The sequence below is a fragment of the Serratia sp. T13T92 genome, from assembly GCF_047530105.1.
Lineage (GTDB): Bacteria > Pseudomonadota > Gammaproteobacteria > Enterobacterales > Enterobacteriaceae > Chania > Chania fonticola.
The window spans coordinates 56,671-81,936 of the sequence record NZ_JBLJAK010000013.1; the positions used below are offsets into that span (position 1 = coordinate 56,671).

The 25,266-nt window shown below is 53.9% G+C and carries 23 protein-coding genes; 14 read left to right on the forward strand and 9 right to left on the reverse strand.

Annotated elements, in window-relative coordinates; translation table 11 throughout:
* The first annotated feature begins 99 nt into the window (after positions 1-99).
* Together ruvA and ruvB are read left to right on the forward strand one after the other, a co-directional pair.
* Positions 100-714 (forward strand): Holliday junction branch migration protein RuvA, encoded by a 615-nt coding sequence (gene ruvA / locus ACMV5I_RS14280; protein WP_021806658.1) that lies wholly within the window; start codon positions 100-102, stop codon positions 712-714.
* Between the two features lie 18 nt (positions 715-732).
* A complete protein-coding gene (gene ruvB, locus ACMV5I_RS14285) occupies positions 733-1,740 on the forward strand; it encodes a Holliday junction branch migration DNA helicase RuvB (protein ID WP_202672682.1) in 1,008 nt (335 codons plus the stop codon).
* A gap of 42 nt (positions 1,741-1,782) precedes the next feature.
* Here the strand turns inward: ruvB and znuB are convergent, their stop codons facing one another.
* Together znuB and znuC are read right to left on the reverse strand one after the other, a co-directional pair.
* Positions 1,783-2,568, reverse strand: a complete 786-nt coding sequence (gene znuB / locus ACMV5I_RS14290; protein WP_261155151.1) for a zinc ABC transporter permease subunit ZnuB — start codon at positions 2,566-2,568, stop codon at positions 1,783-1,785.
* Positions 2,565-3,323: a zinc ABC transporter ATP-binding protein ZnuC gene (gene znuC / locus ACMV5I_RS14295; RefSeq protein WP_021181151.1), complete on the reverse strand. Its 759-nt coding sequence runs from the start codon at positions 3,321-3,323 to the stop codon at positions 2,565-2,567. The genes znuB and znuC overlap by 4 nt, the downstream gene beginning before the upstream one ends.
* A gap of 78 nt (positions 3,324-3,401) precedes the next feature.
* On the opposite strand from znuC, the gene znuA reads away from it, so the two are divergent.
* From znuA to lpxM, 3 genes are all read left to right on the forward strand, one after another.
* A complete protein-coding gene (gene znuA / locus ACMV5I_RS14300) occupies positions 3,402-4,343 on the forward strand; it encodes a zinc ABC transporter substrate-binding protein ZnuA (RefSeq protein ID WP_414824653.1) in 942 nt (313 codons plus the stop codon).
* 21 nt (positions 4,344-4,364) lie between these two features.
* Positions 4,365-5,687, forward strand: coding sequence for a murein DD-endopeptidase MepM (mepM, locus tag ACMV5I_RS14305; protein ID WP_121607035.1), 1,323 nt, complete (start codon positions 4,365-4,367; stop codon positions 5,685-5,687).
* A 314-nt stretch (positions 5,688-6,001) separates the two neighbouring features.
* Positions 6,002-6,970, forward strand: a complete 969-nt coding sequence (lpxM, locus tag ACMV5I_RS14310) for a lauroyl-Kdo(2)-lipid IV(A) myristoyltransferase (RefSeq protein ID WP_121607034.1) — start codon at positions 6,002-6,004, stop codon at positions 6,968-6,970.
* Positions 6,971-7,192: 222 nt separating this feature from the next.
* On the opposite strand, the gene ACMV5I_RS14315 is transcribed toward lpxM, so the two are convergent.
* The 7 genes from ACMV5I_RS14315 to ACMV5I_RS14345 form a co-directional block, all read right to left on the reverse strand.
* Entirely contained in the window at positions 7,193-7,345 is a 153-nt protein-coding gene (locus ACMV5I_RS14315; RefSeq protein ID WP_021181155.1) for a Hok/Gef family protein, read from the reverse strand.
* Positions 7,346-7,765: 420 nt separating this feature from the next.
* The gene (locus ACMV5I_RS14320; protein ID WP_414824629.1) at positions 7,766-7,918 is read right to left on the reverse strand and encodes a Hok/Gef family protein; all 153 of its coding nucleotides are present in this window, start codon (positions 7,916-7,918) and stop codon (positions 7,766-7,768) included.
* Between the two features lie 292 nt (positions 7,919-8,210).
* The gene (locus ACMV5I_RS14325) at positions 8,211-9,092 is read right to left on the reverse strand and encodes a leucine-rich repeat domain-containing protein (RefSeq protein ID WP_414824630.1); all 882 of its coding nucleotides are present in this window, start codon (positions 9,090-9,092) and stop codon (positions 8,211-8,213) included.
* A gap of 127 nt (positions 9,093-9,219) precedes the next feature.
* Complete coding sequence (locus tag ACMV5I_RS14330) at positions 9,220-10,803, reverse strand: YadA-like family protein (RefSeq protein WP_414824631.1); 1,584 nt, start codon at positions 10,801-10,803, stop codon at positions 9,220-9,222.
* Between the two features lie 438 nt (positions 10,804-11,241).
* Entirely contained in the window at positions 11,242-12,093 is an 852-nt protein-coding gene (locus tag ACMV5I_RS14335) for a hypothetical protein (RefSeq protein ID WP_121607031.1), read from the reverse strand.
* Positions 12,094-12,340: 247 nt separating this feature from the next.
* On the reverse strand, positions 12,341-13,783 hold the full coding sequence (gene pyk, locus ACMV5I_RS14340; protein ID WP_021181157.1) for a pyruvate kinase: 1,443 nt from the start codon (positions 13,781-13,783) through the stop codon (positions 12,341-12,343).
* 190 nt (positions 13,784-13,973) lie between these two features.
* On the reverse strand, positions 13,974-14,840 hold the full coding sequence (locus ACMV5I_RS14345) for a MurR/RpiR family transcriptional regulator (protein WP_414824654.1): 867 nt from the start codon (positions 14,838-14,840) through the stop codon (positions 13,974-13,976).
* Between the two features lie 392 nt (positions 14,841-15,232).
* On the opposite strand from ACMV5I_RS14345, the gene zwf reads away from it, so the two are divergent.
* The 9 genes from zwf to dagF all read left to right on the forward strand — a co-directional run bounded on the left by zwf (position 15,233) and on the right by dagF (position 25,241).
* Entirely contained in the window at positions 15,233-16,708 is a 1,476-nt protein-coding gene (gene zwf, locus ACMV5I_RS14350; protein WP_024486466.1) for a glucose-6-phosphate dehydrogenase, read from the forward strand.
* A gap of 337 nt (positions 16,709-17,045) precedes the next feature.
* A complete protein-coding gene (locus tag ACMV5I_RS14355) occupies positions 17,046-17,687 on the forward strand; it encodes a bifunctional 4-hydroxy-2-oxoglutarate aldolase/2-dehydro-3-deoxy-phosphogluconate aldolase (protein ID WP_021181159.1) in 642 nt (213 codons plus the stop codon).
* A gap of 192 nt (positions 17,688-17,879) precedes the next feature.
* Positions 17,880-20,690, forward strand: coding sequence for a transcriptional regulator DagR (dagR, locus tag ACMV5I_RS14360; RefSeq protein ID WP_414824632.1), 2,811 nt, complete (start codon positions 17,880-17,882; stop codon positions 20,688-20,690).
* A gap of 133 nt (positions 20,691-20,823) precedes the next feature.
* A complete protein-coding gene (locus ACMV5I_RS14365; protein WP_414824655.1) occupies positions 20,824-21,243 on the forward strand; it encodes a PTS sugar transporter subunit IIA in 420 nt (139 codons plus the stop codon).
* 5 nt (positions 21,244-21,248) lie between these two features.
* Entirely contained in the window at positions 21,249-21,734 is a 486-nt protein-coding gene (locus ACMV5I_RS14370) for a PTS system mannose/fructose/N-acetylgalactosamine-transporter subunit IIB (RefSeq protein WP_021806650.1), read from the forward strand.
* A 32-nt stretch (positions 21,735-21,766) separates the two neighbouring features.
* Positions 21,767-22,513: a PTS mannose/fructose/sorbose/N-acetylgalactosamine transporter subunit IIC gene (locus tag ACMV5I_RS14375; protein ID WP_414824634.1), complete on the forward strand. Its 747-nt coding sequence runs from the start codon at positions 21,767-21,769 to the stop codon at positions 22,511-22,513.
* Positions 22,513-23,373, forward strand: coding sequence for a PTS system mannose/fructose/sorbose family transporter subunit IID (locus ACMV5I_RS14380; RefSeq protein ID WP_161629439.1), 861 nt, complete (start codon positions 22,513-22,515; stop codon positions 23,371-23,373). Before ACMV5I_RS14375 ends, ACMV5I_RS14380 begins: the two co-directional genes overlap by 1 nt.
* A 10-nt stretch (positions 23,374-23,383) precedes the next feature.
* Positions 23,384-24,508, forward strand: coding sequence for a D-glucosaminate-6-phosphate ammonia lyase (gene dgaE / locus ACMV5I_RS14385; RefSeq protein ID WP_414824635.1), 1,125 nt, complete (start codon positions 23,384-23,386; stop codon positions 24,506-24,508).
* Positions 24,495-25,241 (forward strand): 2-dehydro-3-deoxy-phosphogluconate aldolase, encoded by a 747-nt coding sequence (gene dagF / locus ACMV5I_RS14390; protein ID WP_202672674.1) that lies wholly within the window; start codon positions 24,495-24,497, stop codon positions 25,239-25,241. The genes dgaE and dagF overlap by 14 nt, the downstream gene beginning before the upstream one ends.
* Positions 25,242-25,266 lie beyond the last annotated feature (25 nt).

Below are 25,266 nucleotides of genomic sequence, written 5' to 3' on the forward strand. Positions count from 1 at the left end.
AATCGGAGGCTGGATATTCATCCAGCCTTTTTTATGGTATAAGCTGTATCAATACTGCGTGGCAGTGCGCCGCGTACAGGGATCCATTCAGGAGGGGTAATGATAGGTCGTCTCAGAGGAATTATTCTGGAAAAGCAGCCACCGCTGGTGTTACTTGAAACCAATGGCGTCGGGTATGAAGTGCATATGCCGATGACCTGCTTTTACGAGCTGCCGGAGCTGGGGCAAGAGGCTATCGTGTTTACCCAATTCGTGGTGCGTGAAGATGCACAGCTGCTGTATGGGTTCAATGATAAGCAAGAGCGAGCGCTGTTCCGTGAGCTGATTAAAGTGAACGGCGTAGGGCCAAAACTGGCGTTGGCGATCCTTTCAGGCATGTCTGCCCAGCAGTTTGTCAGCGCGGTAGAACGTGAAGAGATTACTACGTTGATCAAATTACCAGGCGTGGGCAAGAAAACCGCCGAGCGTCTGGTCGTCGAAATGAAAGACCGCTTCAAAGGCCTGAACGGCGATCTGTTCAACAACAGCAGCGAAATCCCTCTGCCGGCCAGTGCGGCCAAAGCGGCGGAGATGGATATTGAAGCCGAAGCGGCCTCTGCGCTGGTGGCCTTGGGCTATAAGCCGCAGGAAGCCAGCCGGATGGTCAGCAAGGTTGCCAAGCCGGGTGCGGATTGCGAGGCATTAATCCGCGAAGCATTACGTGCCGCACTGTAGGCCGGAAAGGGGTAGACCATGATTGAAGCCGACCGCCTGATCTCTGCCGAGCCGTTCAATGAAGAAGAGGTGCTGGATCGTGCGATCCGCCCCAAGCTGCTGACGGAGTATGTTGGCCAGCCGCATGTGCGTGAGCAGATGGAAATCTTTATTCAGGCTGCCAAACAGCGCGGCGATGCACTGGACCATCTGTTGATTTTCGGGCCGCCTGGGTTGGGTAAAACCACCTTGGCCAACATCGTGGCCAATGAGATGGGCGTTAACCTACGTACCACTTCTGGTCCGGTGCTGGAAAAGGCTGGGGATTTGGCGGCAATGCTGACCAACCTGGAGCCCCATGACGTCCTGTTTATCGACGAAATCCACCGTCTTTCACCGGTGGTGGAAGAGATCCTGTATCCAGCGATGGAAGACTATCAGCTGGATATCATGATCGGTGAAGGTCCGGCGGCACGTTCGATCAAGCTCGACTTGCCACCGTTCACTCTGGTTGGAGCCACCACGCGGGCCGGTTCCTTGACCTCTCCATTACGCGATCGCTTTGGCATCGTGCAGCGTCTGGAGTTCTATCAGGTGGCCGATCTGGAACATATCGTTTCCCGCAGTGCCAACTGCCTGGGTCTTGATCTGTCTACCGATGGGGCGCATGAAGTGGCACGTCGCGCCCGCGGTACGCCACGAATTGCCAACCGCCTGCTGCGCCGCGTGCGCGACTTTGCCGAAGTACGTGCCAACGGGGTGATCAATGGCGAAGTGGCCATGCAGGCGTTGGATATGCTGAACGTCGATGCGGAAGGTTTCGACTATATGGACCGCAAGCTGTTGCTGGCGATCATCGACAAATTTGCCGGTGGCCCGGTGGGGTTAGATAACCTGGCGGCAGCGATCGGTGAAGAGCGTGAAACAATAGAAGACGTGATCGAACCCTTCCTGATCCAACAGGGGTTTATTCAGCGTACTCCGCGTGGGCGAATGGCGACCAATCATGCCTATAAGCACTTTGGTCTCGAGCGGGAAGAGAAGTAGCAATCTAGGAGTTACGCCAGGGGAGCCCCTGGCGTAATGAGATCAAGCCTGCTGCTTTTTCGACAGGCTCAGTACAAACAACACCGCAGCACTTAACACTACCGAAGGCCCAGCTGGCGTATCGTAGAATGCTGAGAAGGTTAGCCCGCCGGTGACCGCAATTATCCCTATCAATACCGCATAACCGGCCATTTGTTCAGGAGTGCGGGCAAAACGCCGTGCGGTTGCGGCTGGGATAATCAGTAGCGACGTAATAATCAGCGCGCCAACAAACTTCATGGCCAGCCCGATGGTCAAGGCGGTCACCAGCATCAAAATGGTACGTGCGCGGGGCAGGTTAACGCCATCGACATGCGCCATCTCCGGGCTGATGGTCATTGACAGCAGATCGCGCCATTGCCACCAGAGCACCAGCAGCACAATCACCACGCCGGTGCCGATCATCCAGATATCGCTGATCGTCACCGACAGCAAATCCCCAAACAGATAAGCCATCAGATCTACGCGCACGTTGGACATCAGTGCGACCACCACCAGACCCAGCGAGAGCGCACTATGCGCCATAATGCCGAGCAGCGTATCGATCGACAACTGTGGACGGCGCTCCAGCCAAACCAGCACCAAGGCCAACAGCAGCGTAACGGCAATCACTGCATAAAACGGATTCACGTCCAGCAATAAGCCGAAGGCCACACCAAGCAACGAAGCATGTGCCAGCGTATCGCCAAAGTAAGACATCCGGCGCCAGACCACAAATGAACCCAGCGGGCCCGCCGCCGCAGCCAACAGCACACCGGCCAGCCAGCCGGGCAATAACAGTTCAATCATGCCTCACGGCCCCCGGTTTTTTTCAGCACAATTCTGCCTTGCAGGTCGTGACGGTGATTATGGTGATGGCGATAGATCGCCAACTGCTCAGCGCCCCGATTACCGAACATGGCGATAAACTCCGGGTGCATTGACACAACTTCCGGCGTGCCGGAGCAGCAGATATGTTGATTCAGGCATAGGACATCGTCGGTTTTGGCCATCACCAGGTGTAGGTCATGGGAAACCATCAGTACCGCGCAGCCCAGCTCTTTACGTAATTGGTCGATCAAGTCGTATAACGCCAACTGGCCGTTAACGTCTACCCCTTGCGTGGGCTCATCCAGTACCAGCAACTGCGGTTGATTCAACAGCGCACGTGCCAGTAACACCCGTTGGTTTTCGCCGCCGGACAGCTTTTGCATGGGCTGATCCAACAGGTGCGCAGCATGTACGCGTTTGAGCGCGGGCAGGATGTCGGCCTTTTTCACCCCAGGCTTGAGCCGCATAAAGCGGTTGACGGTCAAGGGCAGGGTGGCATCGAGATGCAGCTTTTGCGGCACATAGCCAATGCGCAACCCCGGCAGGCGTTCCAGCGTGCCTTCCGTAGGGGCAATCAGGCCCAGCACCACACGAACCAGCGTTGACTTGCCAGCCCCGTTAGGCCCGAGGAGCGTCAGAATACGACCCGGTTGCAGGTTGAGAGAGATATTTGTCAGTACCCGCCGGGTACCAAAAGAAACAGAGATATTTTTTAGCGTTGCCAGTGTAGACATATCGTGATTACATTTTGCAGAACTAACCAAATGTTATAATATCACGCTTCTTTGCTGAAAACGACGGGATTACTGATGATGGTACAGAAAAATAAATGGCTGCAACGCACTCTGCTGGCGGCGGCTTTGGTAATGGCGGGCAATGCGACGGCCGCCGTAGTGACCTCTATACGCCCGCTGGGCTTTATCGCCTCCGCAATTGCTGATGGGGTAACGCCTACCGAGATATTACTGCCGGACGGTGCTTCACCTCACGACTTCGCCTTGCGCCCTTCGGACATTCAGCGGCTGCGTAGCGCCGACCTGGTACTGTGGGTAGGGCCAGATATGGAGGCTTTTCTGACCAAATCCCTGACGCAGTTGCCCGCCAATAAGCAGCTTGCGATTAGTGAACTGCCTGCGGTACAGCCGTTATTGATGAAAGGCGATGACGATCATGACCATGATCATGCAGCCGAAGCGCATAGTCATGCGGATGGTGACGATGGACATGACCATCATCACGGTGACTATAATATGCACGTTTGGCTGTCGCCAGAGGTGGCAAAAGTGACCGCGATCGCGATTCACGACAGATTATTGGAACTTATGCCGCAAAAGAAGGACAAATTAGACGCAAACCTGCGCCAGTTCGAGGATCAGCTAGCGCAAACTGATAAAAATCTTGTTAAGATGCTAACGCCTGTGCAAGGTAAGGGATATTTTGTTTTTCATGACGCTTATGGCTACTTTGAAAAACACTTCGGCTTGAGCCCACTGGGCCATTTTACCGTTAATCCCGAAATTAAACCTGGCGCACAGCGTTTACACCAAATTCGAACACAGTTGGTTGAGCAGAAAGCAGTCTGCGTTTTTGCTGAGCCACAATTCAGACCGGCCGTAATTAATGCCGTTGCCAAGGGTACCAATGTGCGTTCTGGAACGCTGGACCCGCTGGGCACCGGCATCGAACTGGGGAAAGACAGCTACGGGAACTTCCTGACAGCGCTGTCCAACCAGTACGTGAGCTGCCTGAAGTAAAGATTATGAGGATATTATTGAGTGCAGAAGATAGTCCGAACTATCACTCTGGCGTATAACAACCTGCCTCGGCCCCATCGCGTAATGCTAGGGTCGTTGACAGTCGTTACGTTGGCCGTCGCTGTTTGGCGGCCTTCCGTTTATCACCCAGAACATAACCCTATTGTTAAAAGCGTCGAGTTGGAAGCCAACCAGTTAAGGGCATTGCAGCCCGAAGCCAGTGAACCTATTGATGCCGACCAACCTACCCCCGATGATGACATCCCTGAGGATGAGCTGGACCAGAAGGTCGCCGGAGAGGAAGGTGTGCATGAATATGTGGTTTCTACCGGTGACACGCTCGGCAGTATTCTGACCCAGTACGGCATCGAAATGTCGGATGTTTCGCTGCTGGCTTCGCAGAACCGCGATTTGCGTAACCTGAAAATCGGCCAGCAACTCTCCTGGACACTTACCGAAGATGGCGATCTTAAGCGCCTGACCTGGGAGGTTTCACGCCGTGAAACCCGCACCTATGATCGTGTGGGCAACTCCTTTAAAGAAACCAAGGAAACCCAGAAGGGTGAATGGCGCAACAGCGTGCTGAGTGGCAAGCTGAATGGCAGCTTTGTCAGCAGCGCCGCGGCGGCTGGCCTGAGCCGTGCCGAGATCAATGCGGTGATCAAAGCCCTGCAATGGCAGCTTGATTTTCGCAAGCTGCGCAAAGGCGATCAGTTCGCGGTGTTGATGTCGCGTGAAGAGTTTGACGGCAAGAGCGAGCAAAGCCAACTGTTGGGCGTACGTATGCGCAGCAGCGGCAAAGACTACTTCGCCATCCGCGCCGATGACGGCAAGTTCTACGATCGTCAGGGTTCCGGGCTGGCACGTGGCTTTATGCGTTTCCCGACCATGAAGCAGTTCCGTATTTCTTCCAACTTTAATCCACGCCGCGTAAATCCGGTGACCGGGCGTATTGCACCGCATAAAGGCGTCGACTTTGCCATGCCGGTCGGCACGCCAGTGTTGGCGGTGGGTGACGGTGAAGTGGTGATCGCCAAGCGCAGTGGCGCGGCAGGTAACTATGTGGCGATCCGCCATGGCCGCCAATACACCACGCGTTATATGCACTTGAAAAAGCTATTGGTCAAGCCAGGGCAGAAGGTGAAACGTGGCGATCGTATTGCGCTTTCCGGTAACACCGGCCGCTCTACTGGCCCACATTTGCATTATGAAATGTGGACTAACCAGCAAGCGGTAAACCCATTGACGGCTAAGTTGCCTCGCTCTGAAGGGCTGATGGGTAAAGATCGCAGCGATTACCTGGCACAGGTGAAGGAAGTGGTGCCACAGCTGCAGCTGGATTAACCGTCGCTATCCCTTATGATTTCCCATCGGCCTGATTTCGGGCCGATGTTTTTATTAGTGCCTGCTCGAGGCCACAAATACCTTATGTTGTCAGCGTACGGTTGCGGTTCTAACCTGGCCCGTTGCTTGACAGTAATTAGGTGTATAGTTTTATACCCTATGGATTTCAAGTTGCAGCTAGGCGACAAGCTTGTTCATCCCAGGAGCTTACTTTTAGTAAGTGACTGGGGTGAACAAGCGCAGGTAACAACGCTGCAGCTTGAAAGACGACGGGTATATATTTTGCGAGCAGATGCGTTGAATGAGAGCAGGTCATGCAAAACGAGAAGAAATCGAACGTAGAGTTCATCCCACAATTTGATAAAGCCTTCTATCATCCGCGCTACTGGGGCGTTTGGTTGGGAACCGGGCTGATGGCCGGTATTTCTCTGGTCCCAGCTCGAATGCGAGATCCATTACTGGGTGCGATTGGTAAACTGGCTGGCAAGGTTGCGAAAGGGGCACGACGCCGCGCCCGTATCAATCTGCTCTATTGCATGCCGGAACTGCCAGAGCAGCAACGCGAACAAATTATCGATGAGATGTTTGCCACCGCACCGCAATCGATGATCCTGATGGCGGAACTGGCCTGTACCAAACCGGAGAAAGTACTCAAGCGCGTACGTTGGCACGGTGAAGAAGTGCTGGATAAAATCCGTGAGGAAGGCCGCAACGTGATTTTCCTGGTGCCGCACGGCTGGGCCGTCGATGTGCCAGCGATGCTGATGGCTGCGCGCGGGCAACCCATGGCAGCGATGTTCCATAACCAGAGCAACCCACTGGTCGACTATCTGTGGAATAGCGTGCGCCGCAAGTTTGGTGGCCGTATGCACGCCCGCAACGATGGCATCAAGCCTTTTATCAGTTCGGTGCGCCATGGTTATTGGGGCTATTATCTGCCTGACCAGGATCACGGTGCCGAGCACAGTGAATTCGTAGATTTCTTTGCGACCTATAAAGCCACATTGCCTGCGGTCGGCCGCTTGATGAAAGTCTGCAAAGCGGCGATCGTGCCGCTATTCCCAGTTTATGACGGTAAAACCAGCATGCTGGACATTTATATCCGTGAGCCGATGGATGATCTGGCCGAAGCCGACGACCTTCGCATTGCGCGCCGCATGAACGAAGAGGTGGAAAACCTGGTGGGTCCTAATCCGGAACAATATACCTGGATTTTGAAGCTGCTGAAAACACGCAAGGAAGGTGAGATTGAACCTTACTCGCGGGACGATTTATATCGTTAAGGTCGCTTATCAACTCTCTACCGGGCGTTACACGCTGCTAAATGGGCGCAGCATGCAGCGCCACTATTCTCTAACCTGTTCTTTTCCTACAATTTCAGCAGCTTTTAACAAACTGTAACGACGGGCTATAACCCGTCGTTTTTTATTTGTAGGAAAAAGGTGCTCGTAGATCTACACGCCAACAACCAACGGGCGGGAGCAGGCCCCCGCCGTTGGGTTGCCTTACCGTTCGGATTCGTAGGCCAAAATGGCCGCAACCTCCGTGTTGCCCGATCGAATACGCAGCTCACAAAGTTTGCTGCGCGTTAGCCATACCAGCAAAATAACGGTGGTACAGATAACGACCAGTTTGACGATGTTTCCTTTATTCAACATTGCGTTTCCTTCTCCTTGCCTCTCGGCAGGTAAGAAGCTAACCTAACGTTGTGTAGGCGTTAGAGTTGGCCTCGGGTTGATGTTATCTACTCGGGGCTTTTCTCTTTGTATCCATTACCTTGGCTTTTGGCTCCAGATACAAAGATCCAGAGCACCCACGCGTAGTATATTCTTCACACCCGTTTGGCTCGTGTCTGTTTTAACCCCAACTATCGACTTTGCGCAGCGTTACGCAATGCTCTGCAACGGCCTGAAAAGCAGCTATGACGGATTTGGCTAAGAAATAGCAAGCCAGGTGCGGCTAATAAAGTAAAAACGACGGGCCAGAAACCCGTCGTTTTAATTTGTAGGAAAAGGGTGCTCATAGATCTACACGCCAACAACCAACGGGCGGGAGCAGGCCCCCGCCGTTGGGTTGCCTTACCGTTCGGATTCGTAGGCCAAAATGGCCGCAACCTCCGTGTCGCCCGATCGAATACGCAGCTCACAAAGTTTGCTGCGCGTTAGCCATACCAGCAAAATAACGGTGGTACAGATAACGACCAGTTTGACGATGTTTCCTTTATTCAACATTACGTTTCCTTCTCCTTGCCTCTCGGCAGGTAAGAAGCTAACCTAACGTTGTGTGGCGTTAGAGTTGGCCTCGGGTTGATGTTATCGACTCGGGGCTTTTCTCTTTGTATCCATCACCTTGGCTTTTGGCTCCAGATACAAAGATCCAGAGCACCCACGCGTAGTATATTCATCACACCCGCCTGGCTCGTGTCAGTTTTATTCCCAAATACCAACTCTGCGCAGCGTTACGCAATGCTCTGCAACGGCCTGAAAAACCAACTGTTCATCGTTGCAGATTTTAGTCAGACAATTAGCAATGAACCATACAGCCCTGCTGGATTAGCGGTTCAAGCACCGCTGGATAATGGTCGAAGTCATTCCAACGCAGGTCCAGTCGCCGTAGGTTTTTCATTTGCGCCATGCTTGTCGGTAATTCACTTAATCGGTTTGCACGTAAGTCCAATGAAACCAGTGAACTCAATGCCTCAAAGCCATCAGGCAGCCGGGATAACTGGTTGAAACGCAGATTGAGGGTGCTCAGCTTGGGCAATTGGCAGAATTGATCGGGTAAGTACGCAATGGCGTTGTTTTCCAAATCCATCACCTGTAACTCTGACAGTTGCACGATCTCATTGGGCAGGGTTGTGAGACGGTTTTTCATCAGGTGTAATTCACGCAACTGGCCTAACAAACCGATCTCGGAGGGTAATGCGGTGATGGCGTTATTGTAGAGACGCAACTCTTGTAGCGCCGCCATGGCGAACAGCGCTGAGGGGAGTTCCACTAGCTGATTATCCGTCAGATTCAGATAACACAATGCCTGCAACTGGCGAAGTGAATCGGGTAGCTGGCTGAAGCCGTTATCACTTAAATACAGATACTTTAATTCACGCAATTCCCCGATTTCGGCAGGAATTGATGCTGCCTGGTTGTGGCCAAAATCGAACATCTGCAACTGGCTTAGCAAGCCGATTTCCCTTGGCAGTTCGGCGATCTGGTTGCAGGAGATATTGAGTACTTTCAGCTTACGATGGTGAAAAATCTGCTCGGGGAAGCGGGTCAGGCAATTATTGTACAGGCTGATTTTTTGCAGGGAGGTGCCGCTCAAGCTTGCTTCGTTCAGGCTGTCCAATTGCTGGTTATCTAGGTCCAGCGAATCCTGAGTATGTTGCCGATGATGCTGGTGTAGCATGCATGGTGCTCCAAAAAATGGGGGATATCGGCCGATGGTACGCAAGCGGGGAAGGTAGGGGAATACAAATCTGGTGGAGCTGACCCCGAGAGCTAAATGCTCCCGAGGTTTTGGTAAAGGCTATGGCTTAAAAGTTTGAATGGAAACCAACTCCGGCACCCGTGGCATTGCCATCCCAGCTAACCTGAACGGTGACGGCACTGTCTTGTGACGTACGAAATTGCATACCGCCAGCGATGGAGGCTTCACTATCATATTCCCCGGCGGCAACGGCGTAGCCTGATTCATTGCGGTTGTAATGCAGTGAACTTACAGCCTGAGCCATGGCGCCTACGCGTTTGATATCTTTGCTGTTCTCATCAATATCTTTGCGGTTGGCGGCAATATCATGTGAGTTCTGATTGATCGCGGCGCTGTTGCTGGCAATACGTGCGCGGTTAAGGGCAACGTTGGCGCTGTTTTGCTGGACGTAAGCACCCTGTACGGCCTGTTCGTTACGTACGCTGCGCAGAGCAACAACATTGGCATTCACCAGCGTCATATCCGCATCTTTGCCTTTGGCACCTGTTTTACCCGTGATGGATTGTCCGTCTTTACCATCGACACCGTTCTTGCCGTCAATACCGTTATGGGGGACGGCATTAGCGTCGGCATATTTCTCTGCGGTCAATACGCGCTGCTCGCTTTGGTGGGGACCGGCCGCAGTTAACTTTTTTGCGACATTGTGCTGTCCATCCAGATGGGGGGCAGGGTCAGTCTGGTGAGGCGGGTTCCCTTCTGGATTGTTGTGCTGGTAAGCAGCATAGCGTGCGGCATTACGCTCGGCGTCGGTAACGTTGCTGTCGAGATGAGCAGTGCGATCAATCTCCGGCGCATCCAGGTGTGGGGTTACCGTATCCTGATGAGTACCATCCAGATGGGTAGCAGGACCGGTCTGGTGAGTCGGGTTGCCTTCGGGATTGTTGTGCTGGTAAGCGGCGTAGCGTGCGGCATTGCGCTCAGCATCGGTCACATTGCTATCGAGATGTGAGGTACGGTCAATCACCGGTGCATCGAGATGTGGGGTAACTAGCGGCTGATGGGTGCCATCTAGATGTGTGGTAGGCCCGGTCTGATGTGTCGGGTTGCCTTCGGGATTGTTATGGTGATAGGCAGCGAGCTCCTCTGCGGCAGCTTTGGCGGTATCGCGCTGTTCCTGCGTCACGTTGCTGTCCAGATGTGAGGAGCGATCAATCACTGGCGCGTCCAGATGGGGGGTAACCAGTGGTTGATGGGTGCCATCCAGATGCGTGGCAGGCCCGGTCTGGTGTGTCGGGTTGCCTTCGGGATTGTTATGGTGATAGGCAGCGAGCTCCTCTGCGGCAGCTTTGGCGGTATCGTGTTGTTCCTGCGTCACGTTGCTGTCCAGATGTGAAGAGCGATCAATTACTGGCGCATCAAGAGGGAGCGTGATCAGAGCCTGATGGGGTGAGGTATCTACCGTCGGGCCGGTGTAGGTTAAGCCGAAGTCTGCTAACACTCCTTTGATATTTGTGCCATCAGGAGCACGCTCGATGAAGCGTTGAATTTTCTGGTTTATTTCTTGCTGACTCATGCCGGATTGGATGGTTTGCAGCTCGGTCAGCGCACCCGCTAAACTATCCGCATGGGCGATACCGCTAATCGCGGCCAGCGTGATGAAAGAAGCAAGCAGGGTTTTCTGGATGGTCATTTTTACTACCTATCATTAAGTCATTAAGGTTGGGAGCTTGATATGACCATCCATAGTCTTTCTTGCCTCTATAGACTTCGCATAAACAATCACAGTCTTTGTGTTGTGTTTGTAGTCTTTGTTTTTGGTCATTCTATGTGTTTGTTCAGTCTTTTTATTGACTGCTGTCAATTTTAAATGACTTATCAAGCAGTGTTGTTTTGATGACTTTCAATCGAAGACTTAAGGTGTTTCAAGTGAGGTGGATCACGCTGGGATGGTGATTGTTAGCAGGTGTGGATTTTATCCATGAGCAATGAATTTTGTGAAGGTCTGGCAGATTAGGTGTATTAGGTACGGAAGCAGTGCGAGATGAGAGAGGTAGGGTGGAGGCTAGTAGGCTAAGTTGCGCCGGACCGTTTTCAAAACCTCGGGCAGCGCAACTGACTATGTTATGACTTACTGATAGTGAAAATAAAAGTCTGCGATGGTGCAGTCACCGGCCAGGCCGATCGCGGCTGATAATTTGGCATAGTAGCTATCAAGCCCAACCGCCTCAACCGCTTCAATCGCGGGTTTGATCCGCATGCAGTAGAGCTCAGGGTAACCCTTTTCAACCACCTTGTTGTTAGGGATCTGCTCGCCACACACCGCTTTATAGTAGGTTCTAACGGCTTGCTTGACGCTGGCTGGGGCCTGATTAACCGACACCTGCTCGCCAAGATCCATCAGTTTTTGCAGAGTGGGGAAGGTGTCTGTGGTTACGCATTCGCGTAGTCTGGCGAAGAAGTTAAGGAAATACTCCACCGAACCCAAGTCCGAAATCTTGGGTTTGGTTGATTTACCATTGCGGTTGCCTGCGGTTGATCTTGCACCTACTGAGGGTATCAGCTTGTCTAGATCAAGATTAAACAGATTGTCGGCAATCTCGCGCCGCTCTTTTAGCGGTATTTCCAGCATTTTGGCTATCAGTGCCTTAGCGGGCGCATCGAGCAGACCATGGTTGGTGAGCCATTGTGTGCGTGAATATTCTCTTTTGGTCCGCGCCCAATCCGGCGGGTTATCCGAGTGGAACAGCGTGGATTTACCTTTGCTGTCAAAGGCGATATAGGTGCCATCGGCAAACTGAAAACGGGTGTTTTTAAAGCTGCCGATAGTGGTGTTAATGACCAGTGCGTCTTTGACAAATTTGGCGACTTCAGGGGCCATGACAAAACTTGTCGAGCTATCACTGTTGATGACTTCCTTCAGTTTGCTGACGTCGGTCACCTTGGCTGGCAGTAAGGGGAATTCAAAAAATGCGTGTATCATTTATCTGATTGTCCTTTGATTAACCTTTGTCTAATCCAATACTTATTGGAGTTTATCACCTCTTTAGGCTGTCTGTTGCTACTAATTATGATAGCTAGCGCACAGATGGCTTGATTAACTGTTTTTTAGTCTAGGGAAGAAAAGCTGAAGGTCAGTAACAGGGAAGCGGCAAACGTTATCCAGGCATTAAAAAAGCCAGCCGATAGAGTAACCGGCTGGCCTATAACAGCGTGTCGAAATGACTAAATCAGTCTACGCGCAGGATACGGCTGGTATTGGTGGTGCCCACGGTGCTCATGACGTCACCTTGGGTAACCAGTACCAGATCGCCGGACACCAGGTAGCCTTTATCACGCAGACGGGCGATAGCGTCATTAGCGGCGGCGACGCCATCGCTGTGGCTACCGAAGTAGACCGGGGTGACACCACGATACAGCGCTGTCAGGTTCAGCGTGTGTTCGTGGCGTGACATGGCGAAGATCGGCAGACCTGAGCTGATACGTGACATCATCAGCGCGGTGCGGCCAGATTCGGTCATGGCGATGATGGCGGTAACCCCTTTAAGGTGGTTAGCGGCATACATGGTCGACATGGCGATGGCTTCTTCGATATTGTCGAACTGCACGTCCAGACGGTGCTTAGACACATTGATGCTTGGGATCTTCTCTGCGCCCAGGCAAACACGCGCCATGGCGGCTACCGTTTCGGCAGGATACTGGCCTGCAGCGGTTTCGGCAGAGAGCATGACCGCATCGGTACCATCCAGCACGGCGTTCGCCACGTCCATCACTTCGGCACGAGTCGGCATCGGGTTGGTGATCATCGATTCCATCATCTGCGTGGCGGTGATCACCGCACGGTTCAGCGTACGGGCGCGACGGATCAGTTTCTTCTGAATGCCCACCAGCTCTGGATCGCCAATTTCGACGCCCAGATCGCCACGGGCAACCATGACCACGTCGGAAGCCAGGATGATGTCATCCATCGCTTCGTCGCTGCATACGGCTTCGGCACGTTCTACTTTTGATACGATTTTGGCGTTGCAGCCAGCGTCACGCGCCAAGCGGCGAGCATAGTTCAGGTCTTCACCGGTGCGTGGGAAGGAGACGGCCAGGTAGTCGACGCCAATTTTGGCGGCGATCAGAATATCGGCTTTGTCTTTCTCGGTCAGGGCTTCGGCAGAGAGGCCACCGCCCAGTTTGTTGATGCCTTTATTGTTCGACAGCGGGCCACCTACGGTGACTTCGGTGAACACTTTCATGCCCTGAACTTCCAGCACTTTCAGCTGTACGCGGCCATCGTCCAGCAACAGGACATCGCCAGGAACCACGTCCGCAGGCAGGCCTTTATAGTCGATACCGACTTTTTCTTTATCGCCTTCACCCTTGGTCAGGTTGGCATCCAGCAGGAATTTATCGCCGATGTTAAGGAAAATCTTGCCTTCCTTAAAGGTGGAAACGCGGATTTTTGGCCCTTGAAGATCGCCCAGGATAGCGACATGACGCCCCAGCTTGGCCGCAATCTCACGCACTTTATCTGCCCGTGCCTGATGGTCTTCTGCATTGCCGTGGGAAAAGTTAAGCCGAACTACGTTCGCACCAGCAGCAATAATCTTTTCCAGATTATTGTCGCGGTCGGTAGCCGGACCCAGTGTGGTAACGATTTTGGTTCTTCTGAGCCGTCTGGTCATGTATTACTCCGTTGACTTGTGACGCAAGTATTGGTGTTGCTGAACGTCAGATAACGAAACCGGATGAGGGGGCCGACGCTTTTCGCCTACCCAATTTTCATCTGGGTTATCTGTATGAACGAGCTATCAGGGTACAACTATAATCCCGTGGGTCAACTTGTGATCTGACCGGCGGTTTTTAAATCCGTTTTCAGTCGAAACTGTTGGGGACGATCCCTTTATCAAAGCGCGATTCTTTCAACGCTTCCTTGACCCGCTTCAAGTTATCTCTGAATTTAGCCCCTCGACGCAAGGTAAATCCGGTAGCCAGTACGTCAATCAGGGTTAACTGTGCAATTCGGGACACCATGGGCATGTAAACATCGGTATCTTCCGGCACGTCCAGCAGTAGGGGGAGGGTCGCAGCCTGGACCAGTGGTGTATCTTTCGAGGTGATGGCGATGACCGTGGCGTCATTCTCTCGTGCCAGATGCGCCATCTCGACCAGATTCTTGGTGCGCCCGGTATGGGAGATCAGCACTACGACATCCCCCTCGACAGAATTCATGCAGCTCATGCGCTGCATGACGATATCGTCAAAATAGACCACAGGAATATTAAAGCGGAAAAATTTGTTCATGGCATCGTGCGCCACGGCGGCAGAGGCCCCGAGCCCGAAGAACGAGATTTTTTTTGCCTGGGTAAGCAGATCAACCGCACGATTGATTGCGGTAATGTCGAGATTTGCCTTTACTGTATCCAGGTTGGCCATCACCGATTCAAAGATCTTACTGGTGTAAGCGGCAACGGTGTCGTTTTCTTCGACATTGCGGTTTACATAGGGTGTACCGTTGGCCAGGCTTTGTGCCAGATGCAGTTTGAAGTCGGGGAACCCTTTGGTTTCCAGGCGGCGGCAAAAGCGGTTTACGGTCGGCTCACTGACATCGGCCAGTTTGGCCAGACGGGCGATGCTGGAGTGAATAGCGGTTTGTGGGGAGGCCAGGATCACCTCGGCGACTTTCCTTTCCGATTTGCTCAGGAGCTCCAGATGGCTCTGGATTTTTTCCAGCGTATTCATATAACGAGAGTCACTCATGGTTTATACCTGCCGGACACCAGCTGTCACTGGCGATCCATAGGGTATGTCGATTTCAATCAAAGGAGAAATCAATCCGGTTTAATGAAAATATACTACGTGCTGGTAAGCGTTGGCAGTGTCGACAAGGGATAAGCTGGTTTTTTTCACCAGAACATGACCTGTGTCTAACTTTCATAATGGTAAAAGAGTGTCAAAAAAGACAGAAAATTACAGTTTCCCCCGTTGCCAGCAGCGTTAGCGCCGCGCCAGGGATAACGCCGTAGTTTCTGAGGCTTTTTTTCTGCTTTTGATCCGGGTTTACTGGCCGTAGCGAAAGAGAGTACATTAGTAATGTAAGAAAATTACAAATATCCTGCATCGAGGAGATGAACATGGCGGTAACCTCTACAGCCCAGGCCTGTGACCTGGTTATTTTCGGCGCAAAGGGCGATCTGGCGCGTCGTAAACTGCTGCCTTCCCTGTACCAGTTAGAGAAAGCCGGTCACATCCACCCGGATACCCGTATCATCGGGGTAGGCCGTGCCGAGTGGGATAAAGAAGCTTATACCAAGGTGGTCAAGGAAGCCTTGGGCACCTTTATGAAAGAAAAGCTGGACGATGAGCTTTGGGCCACGCTGAGCGCACGCCTGGACTTCTGCAATCTGGACGTCAACGACAGCAAGCACTTCGCCGAGTTAGGCAAGATGCTGGACCAGAAACATCGCACCACCATCAACTATTTCGCCATGCCGCCAAGCACCTTTGGCGCCATCTGCAAGGGTCTGGGCGAGGCCAAGCTGAATAAAGATCCGGCGCGCGTGGTGATGGAAAAGCCACTTGGTACTGACCTGGCATCCTCACGGGTGATCAACGATCAGGTTGCTGAGTACTTTAACGAATCCCAAGTTTACCGCATCGACCACTATCTGGGCAAAGAGACGGTACTGAACCTGCTGGCACTGCGCTTTGCCAACTCCCTGTTTGCTTCCAACTGGGATAACCGCACCATCGATCACGTGCAGATTACCGTGGCGGAAGAAGTGGGTATTGAAGGGCGTTGGGGCTACTTCGATCAGGCCGGGCAGATGCGCGACATGATCCAGAACCACCTGTTGCAGATCCTGACCATGATCGCCATGTCACCTCCGGCGGATTTGACCACTGACCGTATCCGTGATGAGAAAGTGAAAGTGCTGCGCTCGCTGCGCCGTATCGATCAGACCAATGTCCGGGAAACCACCGTGCGCGGCCAGTACACCGCAGGCTTCGTGCAGGGTAAAAAAGTGCCGGGCTACCTGGAAGAGGAAGGGGCAAACAAGAGCAGCAACACCGAGACTTTTGTGTCCATCCGCGTCGATATCGACAACTGGCAATGGGCCGGGGTGCCGTTCTATCTGCGCACCGGTAAGCGTTTGCCGACCAAATGTTCAGAAGTGGTGGTGTACTTTAAAAACCCACCGCTGAACCTGTTCCGTGACTCCTATCAACAGCTGCCGCAGAACAAACTGACCATTCGCCTGCAGCCGGACGAAGGGATCGAAATCCAGGTACTGAACAAGGTGCCGGGCCTGGATCACAAGCATCGTTTGCAAACTACCAAGCTGGATCTGAGCTTCTCGGAAACCTTCAATCAGGAGCACGTGGCCGACGCTTATGAGCGCCTGCTGCTGGAAACCATGCGTGGCATCCAGGCGCTGTTCGTGCGCCGTGATGAAGTTGAGGAAGCCTGGAAGTGGGTTGACTCAATCATGGATGCCTGGAAAGCGGACAACGAAGCACCTAAGCCTTACCAGTCTGGGACTTGGGGGCCGGTGGCTTCCGTCGCGATGATCACACGCGATGGCCGTTCGTGGAACGAATTCGAATAAGCAGCAGTTAACCAGTTCCCTCACCCTAACCCTCTCCCAAAAGGAGAGGGAACCGATCGAGTTCGCCGCTACCCCTGGTGTTTTTTCTGGGGCCAGAGGTAGATTGAGACCGATTTATCATCGGAGCGGTAGGGGCTTATTGAGATCACCGTTTAGCGCCCTCTCCCTTTAGGAGAGGGCTGGGTGAGGGGCTGGTAACCAGTCAACAGAATTAGCCTAGGTGACCGGCGTCAGCCTGTCTGCTGGCTTTTAGCGGTGCGATCGGAATCTGCAGCGATGCGGAGCCCTGTGGCAGGGGCGTGCCATACACCAACCGAAAGTAATGGAGAGAATGACGATGAAAAACTGGAAAACCAGTGCAGAGCAGATCCTGACGGCAGGCCCCGTAGTTCCGGTGATTGTGATTAACAAACTGGAACACGCCGTGCCGTTGGCGAAAGCACTGGTTGCGGGTGGCGTGCGCGTGCTGGAAGTGACGCTGCGTACCGCCTGTGCGATGGACGCGATTCGTGCGATCGCCAAAGAAGTTCCTGATGCCATCATTGGTGCTGGCACGGTGATCAATCCACAACAGCTGCAGGAAGTGACCGAGGCTGGCGCTCAGTTTGCCATCAGCCCTGGCTTGACCGCCGATTTGCTGAAAGCCGCCACCGCAGGCAGCATTCCGTTGATCCCGGGTATCAGCACCGTTTCCGAGCTGATGTTGGGGATGGATTATGGCCTTCGCGAGTTTAAATTCTTCCCTGCGGAAGCCAACGGCGGCGTCAAGGCGCTGCAAGCCATTGCCGGGCCGTTCTCACAGGTGCGCTTCTGCCCAACCGGCGGCATCACTCCGAACAACTACCGTGACTATCTGGCACTGAAAAGCGTGCTGTGCATCGGCGGTTCCTGGTTAGTGCCTGCGGATGCGCTGGAAAGCGGCGACTATGCTCGTATCACCGAATTGGCGCGTGAAGCCGTCAAGGGTGCTACCGCCTAAACCCGCGTTCGCTCCTGCTGATGCCAATCCTCTGTGATTGGCATTTTTTTTGCCTGTAAATACCACAGCTTCACATTTTGCGGTGGTTGTTTTCCCTAACCCTGTATTAGGATGACTTTTGTTTAGATTGGCTGCCCGCTTGCCAATCACCCTCTTTTTCTTCTTTATAATAAATAATAACAACAGGTTAAAATGAAACGTAAAGATGCAGTTCGCCAGGAGCTGGAACGTCTTACCCTTACGCTTAGCCGGGAAACGCTTGAACAAAGCGCTGGCGGTTTCGCCGCGGAAACCATCGCTTTCAACCTGGGATTGGCACGTAACTCCGTCAGTAAAGATCTCAACGAGCTGCACGGTGATCGGTTGGTCATCAAGATTAAATCCCGTCCCGTGCTGTTTTTGCACCGGGCAGTCTGCGAACAGTTGATTGAGCAGTCGCTGCCAGATGACAGGCTGGAAGCCAAAGACTTGCTGGATCTATTACCCGCCAAAGCCTTGCCGCAGCCAGCCAGTGATGACCCTTTTCATACGGTAATTGGTTATGACCGCAGTCTGCGGCTGTCAGTAGAGAAGGGCAAGGCGGCGGTGCTTTATCCCGGTGGATTGCATGTGTTGCTTACCGGGCCTTCCGGGGTGGGGAAAACCTTCTTTGCCGAGGTGATGCACCAATTCGCCACGGTGCAACAGCCACAGCGGCAAATCCCGTTAGTGTATTTCAACTGCGCCGAGTATGCCCATAACCCGGAGCTGCTTTCGTCCCATCTGTTTGGTCATAAACAGGGCGCGTTTACCGGCGCGATCGAAAGCAAACGTGGCCTGACCGAACAGGCGGACGGTGGCTTTCTGTTGCTCGATGAAGTCCATCGCTTGCCCTACGAAGGGCAGGAGAAACTGTTTTCGATCCTCGATAAAGGTGAATATCGGCCACTGGGTTCAAGCGATAAAGCCCGACCCATCAGCGTACGGCTGATTTGCGCTACCACCGAAAGCCCAGACTCAACGCTGCTACGCACTTTCCTGCGGCGTATTCAGGTGTCGATTGTCATACCGGCGCTGCGGGAACGCTCGCTGGAGGAACAGGTAGAAATCATTACCGGTTTCTTACAGCTTGAGAGCCGCAAGATTGGCCGTATTATCCGTCTGGATAAGGGATTACTGCTCTATCTGTTGGAGAAACCGCTGAGCGGAAACATCGGCCAACTCAAAAGCGATATCCAATTCCTCTGTGCCCAGGCTTGGGCCAGCGGGATGGGACACAGTAGCCCAAGGCTGTTGCTGGATAAGCGGCTGATGGATGTCCCGCACTCTGCCAGCGCAAGCAGCCGCCTGCTGGTGGATGCGCTATTTGGTCAGCAGGAGTATCTGGACATCAGTTCACAGCCTCTGGAGCAGCTCAAGCAGCATCTGAGCGCCTTAAGCAGCGAGCAGGATAGCGATCTGTTTTATACCTATCTGACGCGCGAATACGTCAACCTGCGCAACAGCAACGTGCCGCCGCAGGAAACCCTGTCGATCCTGAAGAACAAGCTACGCACCATTTTTGAATATGGGCTGTACAGCCGCAACGGTGGGGAAAGTGAGGAACGCTATTATGGCGGCCAGGTTGAGCAACGCATCACCCTGTTGATCGGCTGCATCGAACAGGTGTTGGGTTTCCCGCTGCCGCAGAATATGGCCGGCCATCTGCGTAAACACTTACTGGCGCTGCTTTCCTACGTGCAGAAAGGGCTGATCCCTAACCTGTACTCCTCCAGCCTGATCCTGGATTACTGCAAGGATGAGTACGACAACGCCAACCAGCTATGCCGCAAAATCAATGAAATCTTCCACATCCAATGCCCATCGACGGAAATCGTCTACCTGTGTCTGTTTTTGAAGGAGTGCCGTAGCTTCCGCCAGCGCAAGGAGGTTAATCCTGACTGCGGTGCCATGTTGATCGGCCATGGCACCACCACGGCCAGCAGCATGGCGCACTATGTCAATCGGGTGCTGGAATGTGAGCTGTTTACCGCCATCGATATGCCGTTCGAGCAGTCGGTGCATGACACATTGGAATTACTGATTGCGACACTGCGGGAAAAGCGCTATCAGCGCTTGATCCTGATTGTGGATATCGGCTCGTTGGTGCACTTTGCCAGCACCGTCAGCAAACTGTTCCACATCGATGTGCTGCTGATCCAGAACATCACCATGGGGGCGTTGCTGGAGATTGGGCTGGATTTGACCTATGAGACCAGTGATTTCGCCCCCTTGATGCAACTGATGGCCAGCAAAGGGATTGCCCATCAGCTTTACGACCAGCGTGAAGATGAGACCGGCAAGGTGTTGGCAATCTCCTGTATCACCGGGATGGGCACGGCGGTGAAGATCAAGAAAGTGCTGGAGGAAAGCTTCGGTGAGCTGATGGCGGAAGACACCCGCATGGTATTGGTGGATTACAACGAAGTGCGCAGCCTGGAGCGGTTGCGTCAGGCGATAGGCGGTAACGAGCGCCTGGTGGGGATCGTGGGCACCTTCCAGCCTGGCTTGCCGGATATCCCGTTTATCGCGTTGGAAGAGCTGTTCTCCGAACAGGGGCCGGAACTGGTGCTTAGCCTGTTAAACCCGGACCTTGGCAGCGCCGAACGCCAGTTGCAGGTGGAGCGCTGTTCAATGCGCTTTATCAGCGCGCTGACGTTGGAGAGCATCATCAACCATATTTCCGTGCTCAATCCCCAACGTATTCTGCAAGAGATCGAAGCGGTGTTGCATCAGATTTGCCGCACGCTGGATCTGCAGCCTTCAAGGCAGGTGACACTTCGCTTCCTGATCCACTGCTGTTGCATGGTGGAGCGTATCGTTTTAAGCCACAAACCGTTACAGATTGCCCTGGATGCCCAGCAGGATATCGACCAACAGGCGTTTTCTGTCATCAAAGACGCGTTTTCGCCGATTGAACGTGCCTATTCTATCCGCCTGTCCGATGCGGAATATTTTTATATCTACGAGCTACTCTACCGCTAAACCCCTCCCCGGCGGGCCTTGAAGGCCCGCTCTCCACTGACCTCCTCCGGCGTGCCACAAAGTTGGCACAGGCATTGCTATATCTCTAGGGAACAGAAATTTTCGATGACTTTCAATAGATTGCCAGGAGGCCATTTTGGCTGCATTACCACAGATTTTACTACTGACCCACGGCGGCTGGGGCCAACAACTGCGTGAAAGCGTCCGCATGGTGATTGGCGAAACCAGCGGGGTGTTCGATATCGCGCTGATGCCGGTCGACACGCTGGTGGAGTTCCATGAGCGCGTTGAGCAACAGGTGAAAACCATGCCGGAGGGCTCATTGATCCTCACCGACTTTATCGGCGGCACCACCTCCAACGTGGCGGCACGCTTGAGCCGCGACTACGCCATCGGCGTGATTTCCGGCCTGAACGCCACCTTGCTGCTGGCCGCTATCGATTTACGCGAGCAGGGCAATTTTCTCAACCATCTCGATGAGTTGGTTGAACTGGGGCGCAACAGCTGCCTCGACGTAGTTAAACAAATCAAATCAATAACATCAGGGGAATAATCATTATGGCCAATATCGTTTTATGCCGCATTGACAGCCGTTTGATCCACGGCCAGGTCGTTACCAAGTGGGTTGGGCAGTCGCAGGCTAACCGTATCGCGGTAGTGAGTGATGAGCTGGAAGCCGATCCGTTTATGAAAAGCATCTATCTGATGGCTGCTCCGCCGAATGTGAAAGTGGATTGCTATGGCAACCAGAGCTTTGCGGCGGCTTGGCGGGAGAATCAACTAGGGGAGGGCAACGTATTGGTCCTGTTCCCGAACCTGGTTACGGTGCAACAGGCGGTAGTCGACGGGTTTGACGTCAAAAATATCCAGGTGGGTGGCCTAGGCGGTGGGCCAAACCGTAAAGCGGTATTCCAGAACATCACGCTGGATGAGGCTGATGTGGCGATCCTGCGAGACCTACAGCAACGCGGTGTGACGGTGTTCTTCCAGACCATCCCGGAAGACAAGCCGCAGGCACTGGCAGATATTTTGAAGAAGTTCTGATATTCGGCATCTGATCGATTAGGAGCAATAACATGGATAACTTGACCGTTGCCATCTGTATGGGGCTGTATTACTGGTTTGCCCGCCTGCGCTTGGGCTACACCCTTTCGGGGATGTTGGTGCAACCCATCGCCATTGCGGTATTCGTCGGCTTCCTGCTGGGGGATATGAAAACGGCGATGATTATCGGTGCCGGGATGCAGTTGGTGTATCTGGGCGTGACTTCTACGCCGGGCGGGAACGTCCCTTCAGATCCGGCGCTGGCGGCCTGTATCGCACTGCCGATCGCCGTGAAAGCGGGGATGGATCCTAACTTGGCGATCGCGTTGGCAATCCCGTTTGGGGTGATCGGCGTGTTCGTTGACCAGTTACGCCGTACCGTGAACGCCGTCTGGGTGCATATGGCCGATAAGCATGCGGAAGAGGCTAATATCAGCGGGATCATGCGCTGTGCCTTCCTGTATCCGGCACTGCTTGGCCTGGTGATCCGCTTCCCGGTGGTGTTTGCCGCCAACTATTTCGGCCAGGGCGTGGTCGAGAAATTCCTGGCGCTGATGCCACATTGGCTGACCCACTCGTTCGAAATCATGGGCGGCATCCTGCCTGCGCTGGGCTTTGCGATCACCATCATGGTTATCGGCAGGAAAAGCCTGCTGCCTTACTTCATTGCCGGGTTCTTCGCGGTGCTATACCTCAAGGTCGACATCATGGCGATGGCCATCTTCGGTACCTGTGCGGCATTCCTGGTTAAAAACATGGCCAAAGGTGAGGGAGCCTGATCATGAGCAGCGACATCATGCAACACGAGCTGGTGGAAAGAGCACGCCAAACCAACGTGCTGACCAAGCGGGACATCACCAAAGCCTGGTTTATTTACTGGCTGGGAGCCGAAGTCTCCAACTCTTATGAACGTTTACAGAGCCTGATTTTCTGCGCCTCAATGACGCCGATTATTAAAAAGCTCTATCCGCAGAAAGAAGAGCAGGTTGAGGCGCTGAAACGCCACCTGAACTTCTTCAACAGCGAACAGACCTTCGGTGCGGTGATCCAGGGCGTTGCCATCGCCATGGAAGAACAGAAAACCCGTGGCGAGCCGATTTCCGATTCGTCCATCACCGGGATTAAAACCGGCCTGATGGGGCCGCTGGCCGGAATTGGTGACTCGGTGGTCTGGGCGGCAATCATGCCGCTGTTAATCGCCATCTTCATTCCCTTTGCGGCCAACGGCAGCGCCATGGGTGGCATCATGCCGGTGGTGTTGTATACCGTGATCACCATGGCGATCAGCTACGGCTTAGCCCACAAAGGGTACACGCTGGGACGGGAATCGATCATCGGGCTGCTGCAAGGGGGCAAGATAAAAGAGCTGATCTACGGGGCCAACGTGCTCGGGCTGATCATGATGGGGGCGTTGTCTGCCAGCTACGTCAAGATCACCTCACCGCTGAAAATCAGCGCGTTGGAAGGTTCCGAGGTGGTGGTGCAACAGATCCTGGATTCCATCGCCCCCGGCCTGTTGCCGCTGGCTGCGGTGTTCTCGATCTACTTCTATCTGGTCAAAAAAGGACCGCGCTATACCACCATTCTGCTTTCGGTAGTGGTACTGAGCGTGGTGTGTTCCCTGTTGGGTATTTTGTAACGGAGCAGCGATGAATATTTATCAACGGCTCGGATTGAAACGGGTGATCAACGCCAGCGGCAAGATGACCATCCTTGGTGTTTCTTCGGTGCCGCATGAGGTGATGGCGGCTACGGCCGAGGCGGCGTCAGCCTTTGTGGAAATTGATGCGCTGGTGGATCGCGTTGGCGAGCTCATCTCTCAGCATACCGGTGCGCAAGACAGCTATGTGACCTCCTGCGCCTCCGCCGGGGTGGCTATTGCGGTCGCGGCAGCCATTACCCGTGGGGAGCCGGAACGGGTGGCTCAGATGCCGTGCAGTGAAGGTTTGGCGAATGAAATCGTCATGCTGCGTGGCCACAATATTGACTATGGTGCGCCGATCACCACCGCTATCCGGCTGGGTGGCGGTAAAGTGGTTGAGGTAGGGCAAAGCAATCTGGCGGCCCGCTGGCAATTAGCCAAGGCCATCACGGCGCAGACGGCGGCACTGTTTTACGTCAAGTCGCATCACTGCGTACAAAAGGGCATGGTTGCGCTGAGCGATTTTGTCGCCGTGGCCCGTGATGCCGGGCTGCCGCTGATTGTGGATGCGGCCGCAGAGGAAGATTTGCGGGCCTATGTGGCAGCCGGGGCCAACATGGTGGTGTATAGCGGGGCTAAAGCGCTGGACGCACCGACCTCCGGTTTTGTCACCGGCGATCGGCAATGGATCGCCTGCTGCAAGGCCCAGCATAACGGTATTGCGCGAGCGATGAAGATCGGTAAAGAGAACATGGTGGGGCTGGTGATGGCGCTGGATCATTATCAGCAACATCAGCCGGACTGGAGCCGCCAATTACCCGCGTTGCGCGATCTGGCACAGCAGATATCCGCGTTGCCTGGTCTACAGGCTGAAATCGAACAGGATGAAGCCGGGCGAGCGATTTATCGGGTGCGGGTAAGTGTGGACGCCTCCAGATTAGGATTAACCGCCTATCAGGTGGAAGAGCAACTGCGCACTGGCGAGGTGGCGTTTTACACCCGCCATTACTGGCTGAATCAGGGCGTCTTCAGCTTCGATCCACGGGCGCTGCGCGACGACGATTTTGCGTTGATCGTGGCGCGGCTGACGGAAATTGTGCAACAGGCCAGGGGGCAACATGCAACAGCTTGATTTTTACCAGGGACGCGTGGCCATCAACGTGCTGGCCAAAGATATCCCCAATGCGTTACGGGTACACCATGCCGCCGAAGGGCATGCCGCAATTGGGGTGATCTCGGCGCAGTTCACCAACGTTGAGCAGGGCGTGGCCGAGGTGAAACGCTGGATGGAGCAAATCCCGGCAATTTCCGTTGGCTTGGGGGCGGGGTCGGCGGCACAGTTTTATAAGGCGGCAATGATTGCGGCAGCCACCGCGCCCGCACACGTTAACCAGACCTTCACCGGCTGTGGTTTTGCCGCGGGTGCATTGGCAGCCCGAGGTATCAGCAATACCTGCATTAATGCCTTGATCTCGCCCACCGGAACGCCAGGGAAGGTGATCATTTCCACCGGAGTTCACAGCAGCCAGGGCGAGCCCGCCGTGGTGAGTTGTGACAGCGCGGTGCGTATGATCCTCGATCTGGGTGGTCATGCGGCCAAATTCTTCCCAATGGGGGGCTTATCGTCGCTGGCAGAACTGCGCGCATTGGCGGAAAGTTGCGTACGCAATGGCATGACCATGATCGAACCCACCGGCGGGATCGATACGCAAAACTTCCTGCCAATACTGGAAACCTGCCTTGACGCCGGAGTCGCAAAGGTGATGCCACACGTTTACAGTTCCATCATCGATCCACACAGCGGAGAGACCCGTGCCGAAGAGGTCGCGTTGCTGTTGGAAGGCATCAAACAGATCCTGCGCTAAGGCGCGTGGCGCCTGAATCTGCCGC